The 18,656-nt window shown below is 47.8% G+C and carries 19 protein-coding genes; 6 read left to right on the forward strand and 13 right to left on the reverse strand.

Features of this window, described 5'->3' with window-relative positions:
• Positions 1 to 35 precede the first annotated feature (35 nt).
• The 11 genes from HQN90_RS20820 to HQN90_RS20870 all read right to left on the reverse strand — a co-directional run bounded on the left by HQN90_RS20820 (position 36) and on the right by HQN90_RS20870 (position 10,618).
• A complete protein-coding gene (locus tag HQN90_RS20820; RefSeq protein WP_173222215.1) occupies positions 36 to 803 on the reverse strand; it encodes an SDR family NAD(P)-dependent oxidoreductase in 768 nt (255 codons plus the stop codon).
• Positions 800 to 1,816, reverse strand: coding sequence for a zinc-dependent alcohol dehydrogenase (locus HQN90_RS20825; RefSeq protein WP_173222217.1), 1,017 nt, complete (start codon positions 1,814 to 1,816; stop codon positions 800 to 802). The genes HQN90_RS20820 and HQN90_RS20825 overlap by 4 nt, the downstream gene beginning before the upstream one ends.
• A 71-nt stretch (positions 1,817 to 1,887) precedes the next feature.
• A complete protein-coding gene (locus HQN90_RS20830) occupies positions 1,888 to 3,036 on the reverse strand; it encodes a mandelate racemase/muconate lactonizing enzyme family protein (RefSeq protein ID WP_173222219.1) in 1,149 nt (382 codons plus the stop codon).
• A 57-nt stretch (positions 3,037 to 3,093) separates the two neighbouring features.
• Positions 3,094 to 4,062, reverse strand: a complete 969-nt coding sequence (locus HQN90_RS20835; protein WP_216855397.1) for an ROK family protein — start codon at positions 4,060 to 4,062, stop codon at positions 3,094 to 3,096.
• A 17-nt stretch (positions 4,063 to 4,079) separates the two neighbouring features.
• Positions 4,080 to 4,931, reverse strand: a complete 852-nt coding sequence (locus HQN90_RS20840; RefSeq protein WP_338042360.1) for an MBL fold metallo-hydrolase — start codon at positions 4,929 to 4,931, stop codon at positions 4,080 to 4,082.
• A 540-nt stretch (positions 4,932 to 5,471) separates the two neighbouring features.
• Positions 5,472 to 5,690: a hypothetical protein gene (locus HQN90_RS20845; RefSeq protein WP_173222223.1), complete on the reverse strand. Its 219-nt coding sequence runs from the start codon at positions 5,688 to 5,690 to the stop codon at positions 5,472 to 5,474.
• Between the two features lie 59 nt (positions 5,691 to 5,749).
• On the reverse strand, positions 5,750 to 6,316 hold the full coding sequence (locus HQN90_RS20850) for an NAD(P)H-dependent oxidoreductase (protein WP_173222225.1): 567 nt from the start codon (positions 6,314 to 6,316) through the stop codon (positions 5,750 to 5,752).
• A 217-nt stretch (positions 6,317 to 6,533) separates the two neighbouring features.
• Positions 6,534 to 7,052 carry a TetR/AcrR family transcriptional regulator gene (locus HQN90_RS20855; protein ID WP_173222227.1) on the reverse strand — a complete coding sequence of 173 codons (519 nt, stop codon included), beginning with the start codon at positions 7,050 to 7,052 and terminating at the stop codon, positions 6,534 to 6,536.
• 238 nt (positions 7,053 to 7,290) lie between these two features.
• Entirely contained in the window at positions 7,291 to 8,034 is a 744-nt protein-coding gene (locus tag HQN90_RS20860) for an SDR family oxidoreductase (protein ID WP_173222229.1), read from the reverse strand.
• A 193-nt stretch (positions 8,035 to 8,227) separates the two neighbouring features.
• Positions 8,228 to 8,815 carry a TetR/AcrR family transcriptional regulator gene (locus tag HQN90_RS20865; RefSeq protein ID WP_173222231.1) on the reverse strand — a complete coding sequence of 196 codons (588 nt, stop codon included), beginning with the start codon at positions 8,813 to 8,815 and terminating at the stop codon, positions 8,228 to 8,230.
• A 192-nt stretch (positions 8,816 to 9,007) separates the two neighbouring features.
• Positions 9,008 to 10,618: an AraC family transcriptional regulator gene (locus HQN90_RS20870; RefSeq protein WP_173222232.1), complete on the reverse strand. Its 1,611-nt coding sequence runs from the start codon at positions 10,616 to 10,618 to the stop codon at positions 9,008 to 9,010.
• 168 nt (positions 10,619 to 10,786) lie between these two features.
• Between HQN90_RS20870 and nikA the strand changes: the two genes are divergently transcribed.
• Genes nikA through cntE form a run of 6 tightly spaced genes read left to right on the forward strand, consistent with a single transcriptional unit; the run spans position 10,787 to position 17,064 of the window.
• Entirely contained in the window at positions 10,787 to 12,403 is a 1,617-nt protein-coding gene (gene nikA / locus HQN90_RS20875) for a nickel ABC transporter substrate-binding protein (protein ID WP_173222234.1), read from the forward strand.
• Positions 12,390 to 13,340: a nickel ABC transporter permease subunit NikB gene (nikB, locus tag HQN90_RS20880; RefSeq protein WP_173222236.1), complete on the forward strand. Its 951-nt coding sequence runs from the start codon at positions 12,390 to 12,392 to the stop codon at positions 13,338 to 13,340. The genes nikA and nikB overlap by 14 nt, the downstream gene beginning before the upstream one ends.
• A gap of 8 nt (positions 13,341 to 13,348) precedes the next feature.
• Positions 13,349 to 14,170 (forward strand): nickel ABC transporter permease subunit NikC, encoded by an 822-nt coding sequence (nikC, locus tag HQN90_RS20885; protein WP_173222357.1) that lies wholly within the window; start codon positions 13,349 to 13,351, stop codon positions 14,168 to 14,170.
• Positions 14,171 to 14,190: 20 nt separating this feature from the next.
• A complete protein-coding gene (locus HQN90_RS20890; RefSeq protein WP_173222238.1) occupies positions 14,191 to 15,027 on the forward strand; it encodes an ABC transporter ATP-binding protein in 837 nt (278 codons plus the stop codon).
• 16 nt (positions 15,028 to 15,043) lie between these two features.
• Positions 15,044 to 15,874, forward strand: a complete 831-nt coding sequence (gene nikE / locus HQN90_RS20895) for a nickel import ATP-binding protein NikE (protein ID WP_173222240.1) — start codon at positions 15,044 to 15,046, stop codon at positions 15,872 to 15,874.
• A complete protein-coding gene (cntE, locus tag HQN90_RS20900) occupies positions 15,871 to 17,064 on the forward strand; it encodes a staphylopine family metallophore export MFS transporter CntE (protein ID WP_173222242.1) in 1,194 nt (397 codons plus the stop codon). Before nikE ends, cntE begins: the two co-directional genes overlap by 4 nt.
• A gap of 23 nt (positions 17,065 to 17,087) precedes the next feature.
• Here cntE and HQN90_RS20905 read toward each other — a convergent pair whose 3' ends face one another.
• Entirely contained in the window at positions 17,088 to 17,369 is a 282-nt protein-coding gene (locus HQN90_RS20905) for a hypothetical protein (protein ID WP_173222244.1), read from the reverse strand.
• A gap of 374 nt (positions 17,370 to 17,743) precedes the next feature.
• Entirely contained in the window at positions 17,744 to 18,598 is an 855-nt protein-coding gene (locus tag HQN90_RS20910) for an Rpn family recombination-promoting nuclease/putative transposase (RefSeq protein ID WP_173222246.1), read from the reverse strand.
• Between the last annotated feature and the right edge of the window lie 58 nt (positions 18,599 to 18,656).

Below are 18,656 nucleotides of genomic sequence, written 5' to 3' on the forward strand. Positions count from 1 at the left end.
CCTCATTAGTCTTCCGTTTGGATAAAACCCTTGCTCTACTTCGCTGTCCAGCCGCCATCCACAACCATCGAAGCCCCTGTCATGAAGCTCGAGGCCTCCGACGCCAAATAGATCACCGCGCCGATAATCTCCTCCGGCTTCCCCCACCGGCCGAGCGCGATATTGTCCACGAAAAACCGGTTCGCCTCGGGATTGTTCATCACGACCGTATTCAGCTCCGTTGCAATCGGTCCCGGGCATAACGCGTTCACCGTAATGTTATAAGAGGCCCATTCCAAAGCGAGAACCTTGGTGAGCTGAATCAAACCGCCTTTGCTGGAACAATATGCGCCTCTTTCCGGCAGCGCAATGCTGCCCAGCATGGAGGACATATTGATCACTCTGCCATATCGCTGGTTCTTCATCGTTTTGGCGACCGCACGGGCGCAAAGAAAAGGCGCTTTCAAATTTGTATTCTGCACCAGGTCCCAGCTGGCTTCATCGAAATCCTCAATCGGCTTGCGGACATTCACACCCGCATTATTGATCAAAATATCAATTCGCCCGAACGCCTCCACAGCCGAAGCCACCATCGCATCAACCTGCTCGGCGATCGTAACGTCAACGGCCAAGCCAAGCGCGCGCCGCCCCGTTGACTGTGCGATGGCCTGAGCCGAGGCTTCGGCCTTCTCCTTCTCGCGGCTAGTTACGATCACATCAGCCCCCGCTTCGGCCAAAGCTTGCGCCATCACAAGCCCCAGTCCCCGTGTTCCGCCCGTAATTAAAGCGACACGGCCATCCAATCGAAACAGCTCCAGACTCATGGCGCAGCTTCCCCCTTCTCGTGATCAAGCGTTAAAAGAATTTTGGCTATATTCCCGGGGTTCTGGATGAGCCGTTCGAAACAAGCACCCCCTGTTTCTAGTGGAGCCAGAAGTGTCCAAGGCGACAGGCTGACACGTCCTTCGCTAATCCACTGCAGCGCCGTCTCAAAGTCGTCGGAATGATACGCGAATGCGCCCATCAGCTGAATCTCGCTGCGAATGATCATATTAATCGGGAGGCTGCTTTTCTCTTCGTGCAACCCTGTCAATACAACGCGCCCGCCGGGACGCACCGACTCTACGCATAATTGGCGGGTTATCTCCATACCGACAGCATCAATTGCAGCATCGAACATACTCTTCTCCTCTGAACGGAGAGTATCCAGACGAGTGGACGTTACCGCGCCCAGTTCCTTGGCAATCTCCAGCCGCTGCTCGTTGATGTCGATAAGCACGATGTGCTGCAAGCCGTAGACCTTGGCTGCTTGGAGTGCCAAAAGCCCAATGGGTCCCCCGCCCATGATCAAAAGACGATCCGTTGGCAGCGTTTTCAAAAGCTTGCAAATATGCACCGCGCAGGCGAACGGCTCCGTAAAAGCGCCCTCTTCGAAGCTCACATGATCCTCGAGCGCATAGACATTCCGCTCCGCGACAGCCACATATTCGGCGAAGGCGCCCGGTCGATGCGCTCCGAGCAATTGGCGCTCTGCGCACAGCTGAGCGGCTCCCGTCCGGCAGGCGCGGCAGCGCCCGCAGGACAGCAGCGGGTTCGCCGTCACGCGGTCCCCTCGGCGGAACCGGGTGCTTCCTGCTTGCTCGACGATCCCAGCGAATTCATGCCCCATAATGAGCGGCGGCTTGCGCAGGGAATTATGGCCCAAATACCCGCTCAGCTCGGAGCCGCAGATGCCCACCCGCTCAACACGAATAAGCACCTCATCTGGCCCCAGAGACGGAAGATCTACCTCGCGCAGGTTCATGCTGCTAGGTCCTTCATAAACTAAGGCTTTCATGGATGAACACCTCCCTATATTGTCTTGCGAATCATGGCAAGGTCACACGCAAAATCGGGAATGCGGCAGGCCTACTCGTTCTTCAATCGCTTTTCCCAGCCTTGCTTGAATAATGGAATCCAGTGACCCGGATCGTACGGATGTTTCGCCATCTCTTCCAAGTTCAATTCAATGCCCAGACCATGCCCCTCCGGCGGACGAAGATAACCCTGTTCCACCTTCAGCGGCGGCATCAGCAGCTGCTCTTCCCACGGCTCATTAAATTCATCGAAAATTTCATGGATGAAGAAATTCGGTGTCGCCATGTTCAGATGCGCGCAGACGACCGAACATATCGGCCCCTGCGCACTATGCGGGGCTGTTACCCCATTATGCGCATGCACCATGCCGCAAATCTGCTTCGATGCCGAGATGCCGAGATACTGCGGTTCCAGCTGTATGATATGAACCGCATCATGCTTCAGCAGCTCCGCGAACTGCTCGCGGTTGTAGTAATCTTCCCCGCAGGCGATCGGGACAGGACTGCGCTTCGCCACCTCTACCATGGAGGAGATTCGCTGCGGCGGCACTGGCGCCTCGAACCAGGTCGGCTTGTAAGGCAGCATCGCATCCGCGAATTGCAAAGCCGTATGCACGCTGAAGCGGTTATGTCCTTCGATGAGGATATCGACATCGGGACCAACGGCTTCACGAACGGCAGCAATAATTTCTAGGCTAGCCTGAAATTCGTTTCTTTCCACGGTGCGCCAAGCGTTGCCGAAGGGATCGAACTTCAACGCCGTGTAGCCTCTGGCCACGACCTCCTTCGCTTTATCGTGAAAGCTTTGCGGCTCACGAGGCCCACGGTACCAGCCATTAGCGTAGCAGCGCAGCTTCTCGTGACATTTGCCGCCAAGCAGCTTATAGAGAGGCTGCTCCGCCAATTTGCCGATGATATCCCAGCAAGCGGTTTCAATAGCCGCCAAGGCTGAGCCTTGAATTTGGCCGCCATCCGAGTACACATCCCGCGTCATCTTCAAGGAGATTGTCTCCACGTCATGCACATCCATCCCGATGTACAAATGCTTCAACTCATGAATCGCCGCTTCCACCGTTTTGGCGAAGCCATTCAACGTCCCTTCGCCAATTCCGCAGATCCCTTCCTTCGTATGCAATTTAACGAACAGCCAATTCTTCCATGAATTCCCTACAATGAACGTCTCTACATTTGAAATGATCATGTTGTTGCCTGCCCTTCATTCATTTTAGATTCAAACTACTCATCTTGAGCCTGTGTCTCATCCATTAGCTTCACTTCTCAGCTTGGCATAAGCTGCTGCGCCTATCATCCCGGCCCTCACGCCTAGCTCCGCCTGAATGATCTGGCATGCACTCGATGACAGCCTCAAAGCATGAGCACCTACCGTTTCTCTCACCGGATTCAATAACCGATCCCCCGCCGCAGACATCCCACCGCCTACGATAACCACTTGTGGATTCAACAAATTAATCACGCTGCTTAAGCCAAATCCTAGAATCTGGCCCGTCTCCTGCATGACCCTTTTCGCTAAAACGTCTCCGTGATCATACGCATCTGAAATCATAGCCGCCGTTATGCGCGCCAGATCCCCGCCCGTCCAATCTTGAATGATACTGGTGAAGCCTTGCGCCAGCTGATCCGTGAAGGTCCGAACCATCCCGATGGCAGAGGCATATCTGCCTAGACAGCCTGAACTGCCGCAGCGACACGGACGACCTTCCCTAAACATATTCATATGGCCTATTTCCCCAGCACTGGACGTTGTGCCATACACCATTTTGCCATCCTGGATAATGCCTGATCCTAAACCGGTGCCCAGCGTAATGAGCACAACATGCTTGTAGCCTCTTCCAGCACCAAACAGCCACTCGCCATACAGATTCACACGCACATCATTGTCGATGTAAATCGGAAAGTGGAAATCAGTCTTCAACATCTCCACCACGGGAACATGATCCCACTCTGGGAAATTCGGCGAAAAGATTGACAGCCCTAGCTCAGGATCAAGAAGCCCTGGAATGCCAACCCCCATACTGAGAATTGCCTCTTGCGCAATCCCGGCCTGCTGCAGCATGTCATGAACGATCTTCTTGATCTTGCTGATCACCTCATCAGGTCCTAACTCAGCTTCAGTCGGATCACTTCTTTCCTGTATCACTGCGAATTCTGCATTAAAAACAGCCGCTTTGATTCGGGTCCCACCCAGATCTACACCAATCCGATACATGTCCACGCCATTCCTTTCTATGCCAAAAAAGCTCTCGGAGTCACATACACATAACGTTCTCCCCGCGCCAGTATTTGACACTTGACTTGAGGGTACTTCTCATTCAACTCATCCACAAAATATCCGGGACGCTCCGCATTCCCTGCGAATGTCTCATAATGGAGCGGAATCACCGTATCGACATCCAGATCTGCCGCCAGCTTAGCGGCCTCCCGGTAATTCATATTGCCGATAATTCCTTGCTTAGTGCGGAAATAATCCCGACCATTGATGGGCAGCATCGCCAAATCAATACGATAGCGGCTTAGGACATCGGGAAGTCCCGGATAAACAAGGGTATCGCCAGCATGATACAGAGTCACCCCATTCAGCTCCAGAATATAGCCGACGTAGCGGTGCTGCCCTTGTTCGTTCGTTTCCAGCTCTTCATGAGCAGCGGGGATGGCCTGAATTTTCAATTTGCCCTCAAACAGTGCTTGGGAGCGCTCCGTATCCGCATCCATAACGTTGGAAGCCTCACCTCCAATTTGTACTAAATGCCCTCGACACACAGCAGGCGCTATTACGAGTGCCTTTTCATTTTGCTGCATGAGGACGCGCAGCGTGCCGGGGTCCAGATGATCCGCATGTTCATGTGTGATCAGACATAGATCCGCATTCGTAATTGCTTCCGGCGTTATTGGAGGTTGATACAATCTGCGGGTCCCTTGCTTCTCCAAATCGTCGGAGACGAACGGGTCGAGGTAGACAGTGATGCCCGCTCCTTTGACAATGACGCTCTCTTGGCCTAGAAACCAGATCCCCAGGGTGCCATAAGGGACATTGGTATTGTTTATTTCCTGAATAAGCGGATGCTCGTGCGGCTTCACGCAATTCCCTCCTGTACACTGTAAAATAACTGCTTTCACATGCATTGTATCAAAAATAACCGCAAGCGCATTTGCCCAAAGCAGAAAACATGTTGGACTTTTCCGATAGGCGGGCAATCAGAAAAACCTTCAGTGGAGCTCCGGCCCCCTCCATATGAGGCTGGCAGATACACTGCGTGTTAGAGCGGCCGTCTGTGCAGGCTCGGGCTTGCTTTTAACCGCGATTCAGCCTGCTTCGCGGGTCGAGACTGCCTTTTTGGCAGGCTCAGCGCCGGCTGGATGCTTTTCTCCTGCTGAGACTGCTTTTTCGGCTGGCTCGGCTTGCTTTTACCGCGATTCAGCCTGCTTCTCGGGTCGAGACTGCCTTTTTGGCTGGCTCAGCGCCGGTTGGATGCTTTTCTCCTGCTGAGACTGCTTTTTCGGCTGGCTCAGCTTGCCTTTGCCTCGATCCAGCCTGCTTCGCCGGTCGAGACTGCCTTTTCGGCTGGCTCAGCGCCGGTTGGATGCTTTTCTCCTGCTGAGACTGCTTTTTCGGCTGGCTCAGCTTGCCTTTACCTCGATCCAGCCTGCTTCGCGGGTCGAGACTGCCTTTTTGGCAGGCTCAGCGCCGGCTGGATGCTTTTCTCCTGCTGAGACTGCTTTTTCGGCTGGCTCAGCTTGCCTTTGCCTCGATCCAGCCTGCTTCGCGGGTCGAGACTGCCTTTTTGGCTGGCTCAAGGCAAATTTCCATAAATAATAAAAAAAGAAGGCCGCATACATGCAGCCCTCTCCCCATCCTCATACGCTTTTTTACGCTTCATTATGCTTTATTACCTTCATTACGCTTTGCTTGCCATATCCGCAATCTGCTCCAACCATTGTTTACGTGTAGCTTCATCCGACTCTGGAACTGATTCGAAGAAGATGTGGTACAAGATCTCGAATCCGCAATATTCGAAGATTCCTTTGTCCGAAGTCAACCGAAGCGCCTGATCCATCCCGCTTTTCGCATAGTCTGCATGGGACTTTCCTTGGGTATTGAGAATGACGGCTTTTTTCCCTTTCAGCAGCCCCATCTGCACACCGTTCACATATTTGTAAGCAAAGCCATAAGAGAATACGCGATCAATATAGCCTTTCATAATTGCTGGCATTCCCGTCCACCATATCGGGTAGATGAAAGTGATAACGTCGGCCCACTTCAAATGTTCCTGCTCTTGAACAATATCTTCACCCAGTCCTCCAATAATCTCACTGCTGCTGACAACAGGTTGAAAACCAATGGCATACAAGTCTCTTACGACGACATCATGACCTTTCTTCTGAAGCCCAGTTACGGCGGTTTCCAAAATAGCATGATTAAAACTTCCCTCGGATGGATGCGCATACACGATTAAATGATTCATTATTATTGCTCCCCTCTGCTCCTTGTTATAACATTCTCTTGTTCTCTTGTTCTCTTGTTCTCTTGTTCTCTTGTTCTCTTGTTCTTTTACTCCCTTACTCTCTCGCCCGTTTGCTGCCTCGCTCTTTTGCTTGCTCCCTTGCCCTAGTCTTCTCGCACTCTTTTCTTCTCATTAAGTTATTGATCAAACAATCACAAATAACGAAAAAAATTTAATCCTATCTCTTTATCATTAAATTGGGCATATCCAGCGCCATCGACACGTTACAAAGCATGCCACGTGCCAAAAATATAGTAGTGCGCTCTTGCGGTTCTTCAATACCTGCCTGCAGAAAAGCATTGAAAACGAGCTGCTGCACGTCGTTCATCCCTTTGGTCATCGTCTCACGGACAGGAGTTTCCAGAATGGTCATTGCTTGCATTTGCAGCAGAATCTCATAGCGGTGTGACTCCATAATTTTCTCATAAGCACGGATGAAGCCTTCTTCCAAAAACTCGGGAACTTTCGTATCTCGAACAAGTTGAAAGGCATGCAGGATTCGCTGCCAGGACAGATCTAACGCCGCTACAAGCAATGACTCCTTCGTAAAAAAACGATAAACATAGGGCTGTGAAATCGCTGCCCTCTCCGCAACCTGCGCGGTTGTTGCCCGGTAATAACCCAGCTCGGCGAACACTTCAATAGCTGCAGAAATAATATCGTTGCGTCGATCCAATGATGTTGTACCTTTAACCATGATCTATCTCCTATCAACTTTATTGATTGACCAATTACTAACTGATTTCAGTATAAATCATCATCTTCTGATTTGCAACTCCTCTTCAGCAGAAAATTTGCGCAGCCTTCAAGACTCCACCTCATCTCACGCAGCCGTGCACATAAAACTCACCCTAATTGATAAAAATAATGGCTGGTACTCTCGTGCACCCACAAAGGAAAAGAGACACCTATCGGAATAGGCATCTCTATCTGTTTTATATAAAACCGCCGTTAACCCGAAGCGTTTGGCCCGTTACCCATTGAGACTCTTCACTAGCCAAAAACAGCACAACACCTGCAACATCTTCAGGCTCACCGAGACGACCGAATGCATTCATGCCAGCAATTCCTTTGATCTGCTCTTCCGACTTTCCGACTGTGAAAAGCTCTGTATGAATTGGTCCGGGTGCGACCGCATTAATCGTGATCCCTGACGGGCCAAACTCTTTGGCCAATTGGCGTGTGAATTGTTCAACGGCTCCTTTGGTACCCGCATACACGCTGTAAGTCGGGAACATTGCACCCGCTACGGATGTGGAGAAATTGATGATACGACCATTCTTGTTCATGTGCTTATGAGCTTGCTGGATGGCGAAATAAGTCCCTTTGACGTTAATAGCAAATTGTTTATCGAAATCGGCTTCTGTCATAGCAGCAATAGGCTTGGTAATCATAATGCCGGCATTATTTACAAGGATATCGAGTTGTCCGTAAGCTTGAAGGGTTTCCTGAAACAGCCTTTCGATCTCGCTGACTTGACTGATATCGGCTTGAATCGCCAATGCCTCACCGCCCTTTTGTTGAATGCTTGTCACCGCTTCTCCCGCAGCAGCCGGATTACTGGCAAAGTTGATGATAACTCTAGCCCCCCGAGCTGCCAGTTTCTCTGCAATTTCGCGGCCAATTCCTCTGGATGCTCCTGTGACTAGCGCTACTTTTCCTGCTAAGTTGCTATTCATATGGTTATTCCTCCTTAAGGTATATGTTGAAAATCGTTGAATGCGTTTCTTATTCCCAACTTCCTTACTTGAATAATTTGAGTATAGCTGATCCAATAACAAATAACAAGTAACAATTTTATAATTATGTCATTTAATCTATATTAAAAAGCCCCTCTGCTTCTCAAATCATCAGAAGGGCTTTCGTCTGAAACTAAGAAATACCTTTAAGCACTAACTGCCATACCCTCTCGAAATCCGCAGCATTCGTCGAGTCGAGCCATTCAGTAGCATGCGCAGGATGATGAAAACGGGATGTGGCTAAGAAAATAGCCCTTGCAGCATCCTCACTAGCGTCCACTTGAAATTCTTGTGTTTTGACCCCCGCGTCGACAATTTGAGCAATTTGCTGAATCAGTTGATGAACATGGTCTTGAATCAGTTTGACCGCTTCTTGGGTCACCGATCTATACATGCTGAACATCTCAGGATCTTCTAAGACATAATTCCGCTTGAAGACTACCAAGGTATCGAGCCATAGACGCAAACGATCTTTGGCTTGACCTTCGGTCTGATTGGCAATCTCTTGCAAAGAACTGGCTAAACCTAACAGCCATCGCTCCGTAACGGCCTCTCGCAAAGCGGATTTACTGGGGAAATGACGGTAAAGCGTACCGTGGCTGACTTGAAGGACCTTGGCGACATCGACAACCGAGGTTTTCTCTGGTCCGTAACGACGCAGCACTTGTTCCGCGGCATCCAAAATCGCTTCTTTCGTTAATGGTTGTTGATCATTGGCCATGGTCGTAGAAGAGCAGTTGACTAAACTAGCTGACTTGCCTGTTCGCGTCTGCTCCTCCTCTTCCCCCCTTTCTCCTGATCTTATCTTACCATACTATTAGAAATAAAATAAATGACAATATCTAGATTATGTCATTCGATACTGTCTCTTTCTCATCTTTGACGAGCTGTGCCATGACTTTGGCCCTCTATTCTAAATAGACCTGATAATGCGCGGCAATAAAGGGAGAAGTCGATCCATCGTAATCGGATCATCGAAATTCCATTTTCCTTCTAATATATGAACGCAATCTTCCCCCATCGATTTCCAATAGGGATGATTCGTTACGCTCTGTGCCTTGCGCTTGGAACGTTCATTCTCATCCACGAGAAGAAACAGATGGTCTGCCCCGTAATCCTTGATCATCTCCGGTTCAATAGCGAAAAACGGAATGCTTCTAGCGATCAAATCTTTCACTTTGTCAGAAGGCTCGAATGCTAAAGGATGATATAGTGTAAATGCTACACCTCTCATTCCCATGACATAGATGACACCATCGTTCACGACGAAAATGGTAGCTTGCTTCCGTTTATCCATAGGATTGGCAAACAGCCGCGTCCATATCTCATTGGATCTTTGCTCATGGCTCTCCACCCAATTTCGCGCTTGGTTGGTCCTACCGAATAGATCAGCTACTTTCAGAAGCCGATCATACGTATGTTCAAACCGGTCAATAGCTACGATTGGAGAAATATCGGACAGCTTATCGATCCAATCGAGCCGGAAACCACTATATACAATAAGATCGGGATTCAACGCTTTCACCTTACCCGGTTCACCTAAAAGCCCGACATCTGCTATGTTGTTCAATTCCTCGCGATAGACGACTTTTTTGCCAATTACCGTCATATCTGCCCCAATCGGCCTAATGCCTAGAACCAATAAATCGCCAAGTACAGCACCCACTGCCACAACTCTTGTGAAAGGGCTTGCGCTTCGTTCATTGGTTGTCCCTTTGTTGCTTTTTGTGCGGACATATTGTTTGGGCGTCATTCCCATCTCATGCCGAAACTTGCGAGAGAAATAATATTCGTCCTTAAAACCGACTCGGCGAGCAATTTCGCGTAAAGGGTCATCCGTTTGGAGAAGAAGCTCTTTGGCCCTGTTAATGCGTACCTCCGTCAAATATTCAAGCGGTTTTTTGCCAATCAACGACTGAAATAAATCACTATATTTCCAACGGCCAACACCTGACATTCGCGATAGCAGCTCAACCGTAATTTCTTCCCGATAGTTGTGATTGAGATAGTTGATCGTTTGTTGAACAGCTGATGTGGCATCGGTGAAAGAATGCATGGTTTGGACATTTTCCATAAGCAGTACGAGAAGCTCTTGTAGATGAATCTGCTGCTTACAACGTTCTACATACTCATGTCTCAAGGCATCGCTAGCTCTATGAGCAACCTGTTCTAGCAAATCGACAAGCCGCGACAATGGCCTCACATCGATCTTCGTCTCATATGGAACACAGGGCCCAATATCAATCGACGGTTCTTTTTCCCCCATGCCATAGGCATGGAAACGAATCATATACACAGCTCCAAGCAGATCACTTCCGCCGCTAATCTCTATTTCCGCCTTGTCCCCTGGGGCCAGAAGCATACAAGATCCTTGATCCGCATACAGGATATGCCCGGCCAGACGCAGATTGCCTCCCGTTCGGGCAAAGCAAATGATCCGATGGCCCGTCCTATCCGTGGGAACAACCAGCTTGTTGGACAACAAATCTATGATTTTAACTTCTAATATATCGTATATATACATGTCAGGGTCCCCCTCCTTCTCCGTCCATGCCTGCTGTTGGTTAGGGATATCTATGCGCTCTTTTTTGTCCAATAAAAAAACAGTTATTTCTCCATTGTTAAGTGTAGCAAAAAAAAATACTATTATCGAGTATGATAATCATTATCACTTAAAAGGGGAATTAATCCGATGATCCGCACAAAATCAACTCGTTTCATACCAAAAATAGCTGTGCTATTAGCATTGCTTATCACTGTATTAGGTTGCGCCAATCCAAAGCCAGCAGCCAACGATAAAACGACTCCGGCGCAGAAACCAAAGGAGATCACCGTTTCCTGGATGAGGGATTTGGGCCCGTCGAATCCTCATGCCTACTACCCTAATCAATTATTTTCACAGTCGATGATTTACGAGCCGCTTGTCAGCTATAACGAAGGCGGAGAGCTTAAGCCTTACCTGGCCGAGTCATGGAACATTTCCACAGATGGCAAAGAGTACACGTTCAAACTTCGCAAAAATGTTAAGTTCTCGGATGGTTCGTCATTTAACGCTGCTATCGTGAAAAGAAATTTCGATGCCATCCTGAAAAATAAAAGCACGCACACTTGGCTTGGCATCGCAAAGGTGCTGGTTAAAACCGAGATTGTTGACGAGCAGACGATTAAATTAACACTCTCTGAGCCGTATTATCCAACCTTACAGGATTTAGCCACCGTTCGACCATTTCGTTTCCTAGGTGAGGCTGGTTTCCCAGAAGGCGATGATACCCTAAAAGATCTAAAAGCGCCAATAGGTACAGGACCATGGATGATTACAGAGTACAAACAAGATCAATACACCGTCTTCACTAGAAACCCTAATTATTGGGGTGAGCAGCCAAAGGTAGATAAGGTAACAGTTAAAATCATTCCTGACAGCGAAACGCGTGTATTAGCTTTTGAAAAAGGCGAACTGGATATGATATTTGGCGAAGGCGCGCTCAGCCTGGATGCCTATAAACAACTGCAAGGCACAGGCAAATACGGAACAGCTCTCTCAGATCCGGTAGGTACTAGAAATATATTGTTGAACTCCACCAACGAGAAGCTTGCGGATCAACGGGTCCGTCTTGCGCTCCAACATGGCGTGAATAAACAGAGTATCGTGGATGGTATTACAGGCGGTGTAGAACAAAAAGCCGATTCTCTTTTATCTAACAACTATCCGTACGTGGATTTGAAAGTTAACCCGATTGAATACAGCACAGCCAAAGCAATGGCGTATCTAGATGAAGCCGGTTGGAAACTAGCCCCAGGGCAAACCATTCGGGAGAAAGACGGCAAAAAGTTAGAGCTGGAATTAGTGTACGATAAAACCGATCCGATTCAAAAAACAATGGGAGAAGCCGTGCAGGCGGCATGGGGAGAGATTGGCATTAAGCTGAACATCGCCGGTGTGGAATTAACTACCGCAACGAAGCTGCTCCGAGAAGGAAAATTCGACGTCCGTTTCTGGTTTAATTCCGGTGTCCCTTATGATCCTCATACGCTTATTAATGCTGTGAAAGAACCAAGCTTTGGTGTAGCAGAAGCCCATTCACGCATTCCTATGAAGCAGGAGCTGGACCAGAAGATACAGACCGTACTTGCCTCCACGAATGAAGTCGAACGCAAGAAGCTTTATACGGAAATTTTGACAACTTTGCATGAGCAGTCCGTCATCGTACCTATTTCTTACATTAAACAAACTGTTGTTTACAATAAATCCTTATCCAATGTTACCTTCCCTGCAAGCCGTTGGGATCACCCTTTCAATGGAATTAAGTAGCTATATCGGGAAGCGACTGCTCGCCATTATTCCTTTGGTCATTTTCGCCACACTGCTTACATTTATCTTGATTCAGCTTTCGCCGGTAGACCCAGCGGAAGCTTATTTCTCCGCTTCGCATATTCAACCGACGGAAGAACTTCTTGCTGAGAAGAGACAAGAATTGGGGCTGAATCAACCGCTTTATGTGCAGTACTTGCATTCGTTAACCCAAATCGCCCGGCTTGATTTCGGAACATCCTATCTGTCCAATAAACCTGTATGGGACGAGGTAACGCTACGATTGCCGGCCACCTTGCAACTTGCTTTCAGCAGCATCATCTTAACGATTGTTGTCAGCATAGGACTGGGGTATTTGTCAGCTGTTTACTCCAATAGCTGGGTGGATTATTTCAGCAAAGCGCTTTCCTATTTTGGCGCATCCATTCCGCAATTCTGGCTCGGCTATTTATTGATCTTTTTCTTCGCTGTTCAACTGGATTGGTTGCCCGTTAATGGCATGGGAAGCTGGAAGCATCTAGTCCTGCCTTCACTAACCCTGTCACTTGCACTTATCGCTGTCTATAGTCGACTTTTGCGGGCAAGCATTTTGGAGCAATTACAAGAAGTTTATGTGTTATATGCCAGAACTCGTGGCATACCCGAAAAAGTGATTTTGCTTAAACACGTGATGAAAATTGCCATCTCCCCCGTCATTACTGGCTTAGGTATGAATTTCGGCAAGCTGCTCACGGGGACGATTATTGTTGAGCAAGTGTTTTCATGGCCAGGGATTGGCAGATACTTCATTGAAGCCATCTTTAATCGAGATATTCCGGTCGTTCAATGCTATGTGCTTCTCGCTGCATGCGCATTCCTTCTTTGCAACCTGATCGTTGATCTTGTTCAAATGTATATGGACCCACGAATTTCTTTGAAAGGAAGAACCGATCCGTGATTAAACCTATGAAGAATCTTCTCTCAGGTAGGAAGACCATCATCGCGTGTTCTTGCTTCCTGCTGCTTTGTTTCTTAATCACGATTCTGGCACCTTGGCTTGCACCCCATGATCCTATCAAGGTCAATCTAGCCTTGAAGCTGCAGCCTCCTACGTATGACTATTTATTAGGTACGGATCATTTGGGGCGTGATCTATTATCCCGACTGTTGTATGGGGCTCGCATATCGTTAGGCTTAGTTTTCCTTGTGTTTATTTTATCCTTAACCATAGGGTTAATCGTTGGAACGGTTGCGGGGTACAAAGGCGGATGGATCGATACCTTCCTCATGCGCTTCTGTGATGGCGTTATGGCTTTTCCGAATATTGTACTTGTCCTCGGAATTGTAGCGATGCTAGGTCCCGGTATTATGCAGATCGTGTTTGCCCTGCTTCTTGTTCAGTGGGTAACCTATGCTCGTATGTTTCGCGGCCTCGTTGTTAGTTTAAGAGAACGTCAGTTTATTTCGGCTGCAATGATAAGCGGGTCCTCACCATGGACCATTATGAGGCTTCACATCATTCCCAATGTTTTGCCCCCTATTGTTGTAATCGGGACACTTGAGATTGGCTGGGCGATTATGGATATATCAGCGCTGTCTTTCCTTGGCTTAGGTATTCAGCCGCCTACCCCGGAGTGGGGCGCCATGATTCATGAGGGCAAGAGCTACATTCGGAGCCATCCTGAACTGATGATGTACCCCGGATTTTTTATTTTACTTGTCGTCATTAATTTCAATCTGCTCGGTGAAGCGCTATCGCATAAATTTGGGGTAAAAAAACGATTTTAAACAAGAAATGAGGCCCTTAGATGGACACAACTCGCAAAGTATTGCAGGTAAGTGGGCTGAACGTCAAAGTCACAACAGATCAAGGCCAGCTTCAGCTTCTTCATGATATTCATTTTGATTTAAATGAGGGGCAAATTCTCGGTCTAGTCGGCGAAAGCGGCTGCGGCAAAAGCATGACATGCCATTCACTCTTGCAGTTGATGGATCACCATACCATTGTCGAAGGCAGCATTCAACTGGGTGGCCGGGAGCTTAACGGCTTGGATCCGAAGGAGATGCGGCGCATTCGAGGCAAAGAAATAGGCTTTATTAGGCAAAATCCGATGAATGCCTTCACGCCAGTGTATTCAATTGGCAATCAATTCATCGAGACCATCCGTGCGCACAGCAAGCTGAGCAAAAAAGAAGCCTATGAGCTGGCAGCCATTTCTCTAGAAAATGTGAATTTGCCCAAGCCTTACGAGATTCTCAAGATGTACCCTTTTCAACTGAGCGGAGGTATGCTGCAGCGGGTGATGATTGCTATGTGCATGTGCCTGAAACCCGCCGTCGTTATCGCTGATGAACCAACGACTGCACTCGATATGGTCAATCAATTGCAAGTGTTATCACAGCTGGAACGGCTGCGATCGGAATGTGGCACAACCATTTTGCTGATTTCTCATGACCTAAGCGTCATTGCAGAGATGGCAGATGAAGTTATGGTTATGCAGCATGGGAAAATTGTCGAACAAGCCAATGTCTTTGAGCTGTTCGATCACCCTGCAAATGCCTATACCAAAAAGTTGCTAAACGCGAGGTTGCAGCTGCCCGATCTTTCTAACAAGCAGACGGTCGAATATGCTGTAAACTTTTAAAAATGGGGTAACAACAATGAGTTTGTTGCAAGTACAGGAAGTCAGTCATACTTACAGGAAAAATAGATTATTTGGCTCAACACGCCAACAACCGCCAATCCTTTCCAACATTTCCTTCTCCATTGATGAAGGCGTTTGTCTAGGTTTATTGGGAAGCAGCGGAGCCGGAAAAAGCACACTTGGCAAAGTCATTCTTGGCTTTGAGAAGCCACAGCAAGGTAAGATCATCTTTATGGGGCACGATATGTACAGCATGAATGCAACAGCCCGCAGAAAGATTCGTCGAGATCTGCAAGTGGTTTTTCAAGATTGTTATTCGGCCGTTAATCCACGCATGTGTGCCGAACAGATCATTGGAGAGCCGCTCAGCAACTACAAGTCCATGTCCTCGCTTGAACAAAAGCGATCGATCGGCGAGCTGCTGGAAAGGGTCGGTCTACAAGCAGCGGACATGGTGAAATACCCCCATCAATTCAGTGGCGGTCAACTGCAAAGAATTAACATTGCCAGGGCGATTGCGCTGAACCCGAAGCTCATCGTGCTAGATGAGCCAATTAGCAGCCTTGATATGGTCAATCAAAGCCAAATTTTAGCGTTATTGCATGACTTGAAACTATCATTTGGGCTTTCTTATCTGTTCATCACCCATGACATCAAGGCTGCATACGCCCTTTCGGATCGACTAGCGGTCATGGATCAGGGAGAACTCGTGGGGCAGTTCGAAAATAAGGAATCGATTTTCACATCGTCACATCCTGCTGTGAAGCTTTTGTTGCAATCCGTCCTTGCTGAGCATCCCCGAGACCGGAAAATCAAATCCGTTAAAGCGGAATGTCGGTCGCTATGAACAAAAACGGCCCCTTATCTCTACCTTTTATAAAGCTATACGCCATTACTTTTCTATTTTTCAGCGCGAATCCGATCTTGAATATCATTGTGCCTCTGCGCAGTGAAGCTCAAGGCGCAAGCAATGCAGAAATCGGCGTCATGATGGGTGCTTATATGATAACGAGCATGCTCTTCCGTCCATGGGCGGGAAGTATCGTTCATCGCTTCGGACCGCTGTCTGTATTACGCGCTTTATTACTTGCAAATGGACTTGTCCTAATCCTGTATACGATATCTGGGCTGGAATGGTACTTCGCTCTTCGTGCTATGCAGGGCGTAACGACGGCGTTTTTCTCCTTATCGCTGCAGCTAGGCATTGTTGATAAGCTGGCTCACCATGATCGTTCTCAGGGCATATCACTTTATTTGTTAGCAGGCATGCTGCCTACCGTAATCGGTCCTATTCTGGCATTAACCTTGTGGGACTGGGGCGGAATGAACGCATTCACCACATCTATGATCGTTATTGCCCTTGTCACAGGCATCTTAGGCTTCAAGGCTGCTCTGCCCTCCGGATCGCAAGTCACTCAGAATGAGCAACAGCAAGCAAGCTCCATGACTTCTCAGCTGCGCCAGCTGTGGACTCATCGTGCATTTCTCGTATGCAGTACAGCCATGCTGATTGCTTCTGTCTCCTTTGGCGCTGTTACAACCTTTATTGCGCTCTATACGAAACAAAGCGGTGTCGGTCATGCTGGCATTTACTTAATGCTCCAAGCTGGCGTGATGGTTTTTTGCAGATTCGCCTTACGCAAAAAAGTTCCTTCAGACGGTCAATGGCATCCCCGTTTTCTCGTTGGTTTACTGCTAAGTATGGCTGTTGGCTTGCAGCTATTGGCACTAGCCGTATATGGCAGAGCATCATTCATGTATGCGGGTTCCATGTTGATTGGGTTAGGCATGGCACTGCTCTACCCCCATTTGGTGACGTATTTGACCATTGTACTGCCACTGTCCTCCCGCAATACGTTAATCGGCGTGTTCATTGCCGTATCCGATCTGGGTTCCGTACTTGGCAACATCGTGATGGGCACGATTGCCGATCATTTGTCCTACTCTTATATGTATGGCATATGCGCTGGCTTATTGCTGACCTCTGTTGCGATTGTACTCATAAGCGGTCGCCGTTTAGCGATTCGTTCTGAATAAATGGACTAAACCTCCGAAGCCACTTAGATGGCGATGGAGGTTTTTTGAGCTTTATCTAAATTTCTCATCTTATTTTCAAGTATCCCCTTCTCCAATTTTAAATGGAGCAGCTCCGTATCCAGATCCTGCCCGATAGTATGCACCGCGGTAAGTATGTTCTCTGCAGTAAGAATGTGAATAGAATCAGCGTTATGGCAGATATACTCTAAAATGATGTCGATGAATTCTTTGCAGAGGCTGATTCTTTGGGTTAGGATGGTTTCTTCTTTTAGCGCTTCTTCGTATTTAGTTTGGACTTCTTGCATGGTTGCCACCTCACATCGTTACGTATATGCGTACCATTATAAAAAAATATTATCTGGTACGTTATTGCGTATAGTCAACAACTAAACTTGATTACTCGAAAGGTGATCTGACCATGACAAAAAAGGTAATCGTTAAAATATCTGAACTTACTAAAAAGCACAACATATCCTAGTCATAATGGAAACCATCGTTTCTGCAATACAATACTGCTACTTACGGCTCATCATCTCCATCTTCTCTCACACTCCCTATCCGAAAAATAAGTGCAAAAAAAGAAGACCAGAGCGGCGGCTCTGATCCTCTTCAGAGAGTATCAGTATGGTGTGTGGTGTTTTCTCTAATAACCCGTCGTTGAAACCACTGTGCTACGCTTTTAGTGCATCTGTTTGCCTAACAACTCAATTTCCGCTTCGGACAAGCCCGTTACTTCGGCAATGAGTGAGACCGCTAAACCTTTTTGCAGCATGTTAGCTACAATCTCTTTATCTCTAGCGACCTTTCCTTCCTCTCTGCCCCTGGACTCCACATAGTCCAAAGCAGACTGCTCATCCAGCAGCGCTTTTTTCCGCATCTCATACAGCATCCGCGCTTCTTTGTCTTGGCTCAAAAACTCCAATGTCGTCATCGCTTTTTTCAAGCCTGGTGTATCCATCGCTAATTCCTCCCATCGATCCTGATTCGCACCGTTAATGAACATCAGCCAATTTACGAGTCGGCTGTCCATTTCGTGGACTTTAATCCCCAGCTTCGACAGCTCCATAAAGTGAATTTCAATATCGTCGATTAACAGTTCGCCTGTATGGTCTTCCCTCATGTGAAATATGTTATGAAAACGATCATTTGGAATGTAGCAGAAGGTCAAGATATTGATCGAAATGACTTTTTGTAAGGTCGTGTACAGCTTACCTTCCTCTAATTGCTCCTCGTACATTTTGGCCGAGTAATACAAACTCCGCTTTGCCATATCGTACTTATTGCTCACCTGGATCTCCAAATTCACCTGTTTGCCATCCTCGGTTTTGGCTCGGACATCCAGAATGGACTGTTTATCAGTCACGGCATTTTTATCGATATTCGGATTGAGTATCATCAGACTGACAAACGGCTTCGGCTCCGTTTCCCGCAACGCTTCATTTAGGAAATTGAGTAGGACTTCATCTTTGTTTTCTTCGCTGCCAAATATTTTTTTGAACACAAAATCGACAGACGGCTTTAACAGTTCAGTCATCGTTTCAACTCCAAACAGCTTTGGATTGCCAGTGATTTTTCTATTACCATTATACCAC

Source organism: Paenibacillus alba (genome assembly GCF_013204855.1).
Lineage (GTDB): Bacteria > Bacillota > Bacilli > Paenibacillales > NBRC-103111 > Paenibacillus_E > Paenibacillus_E alba.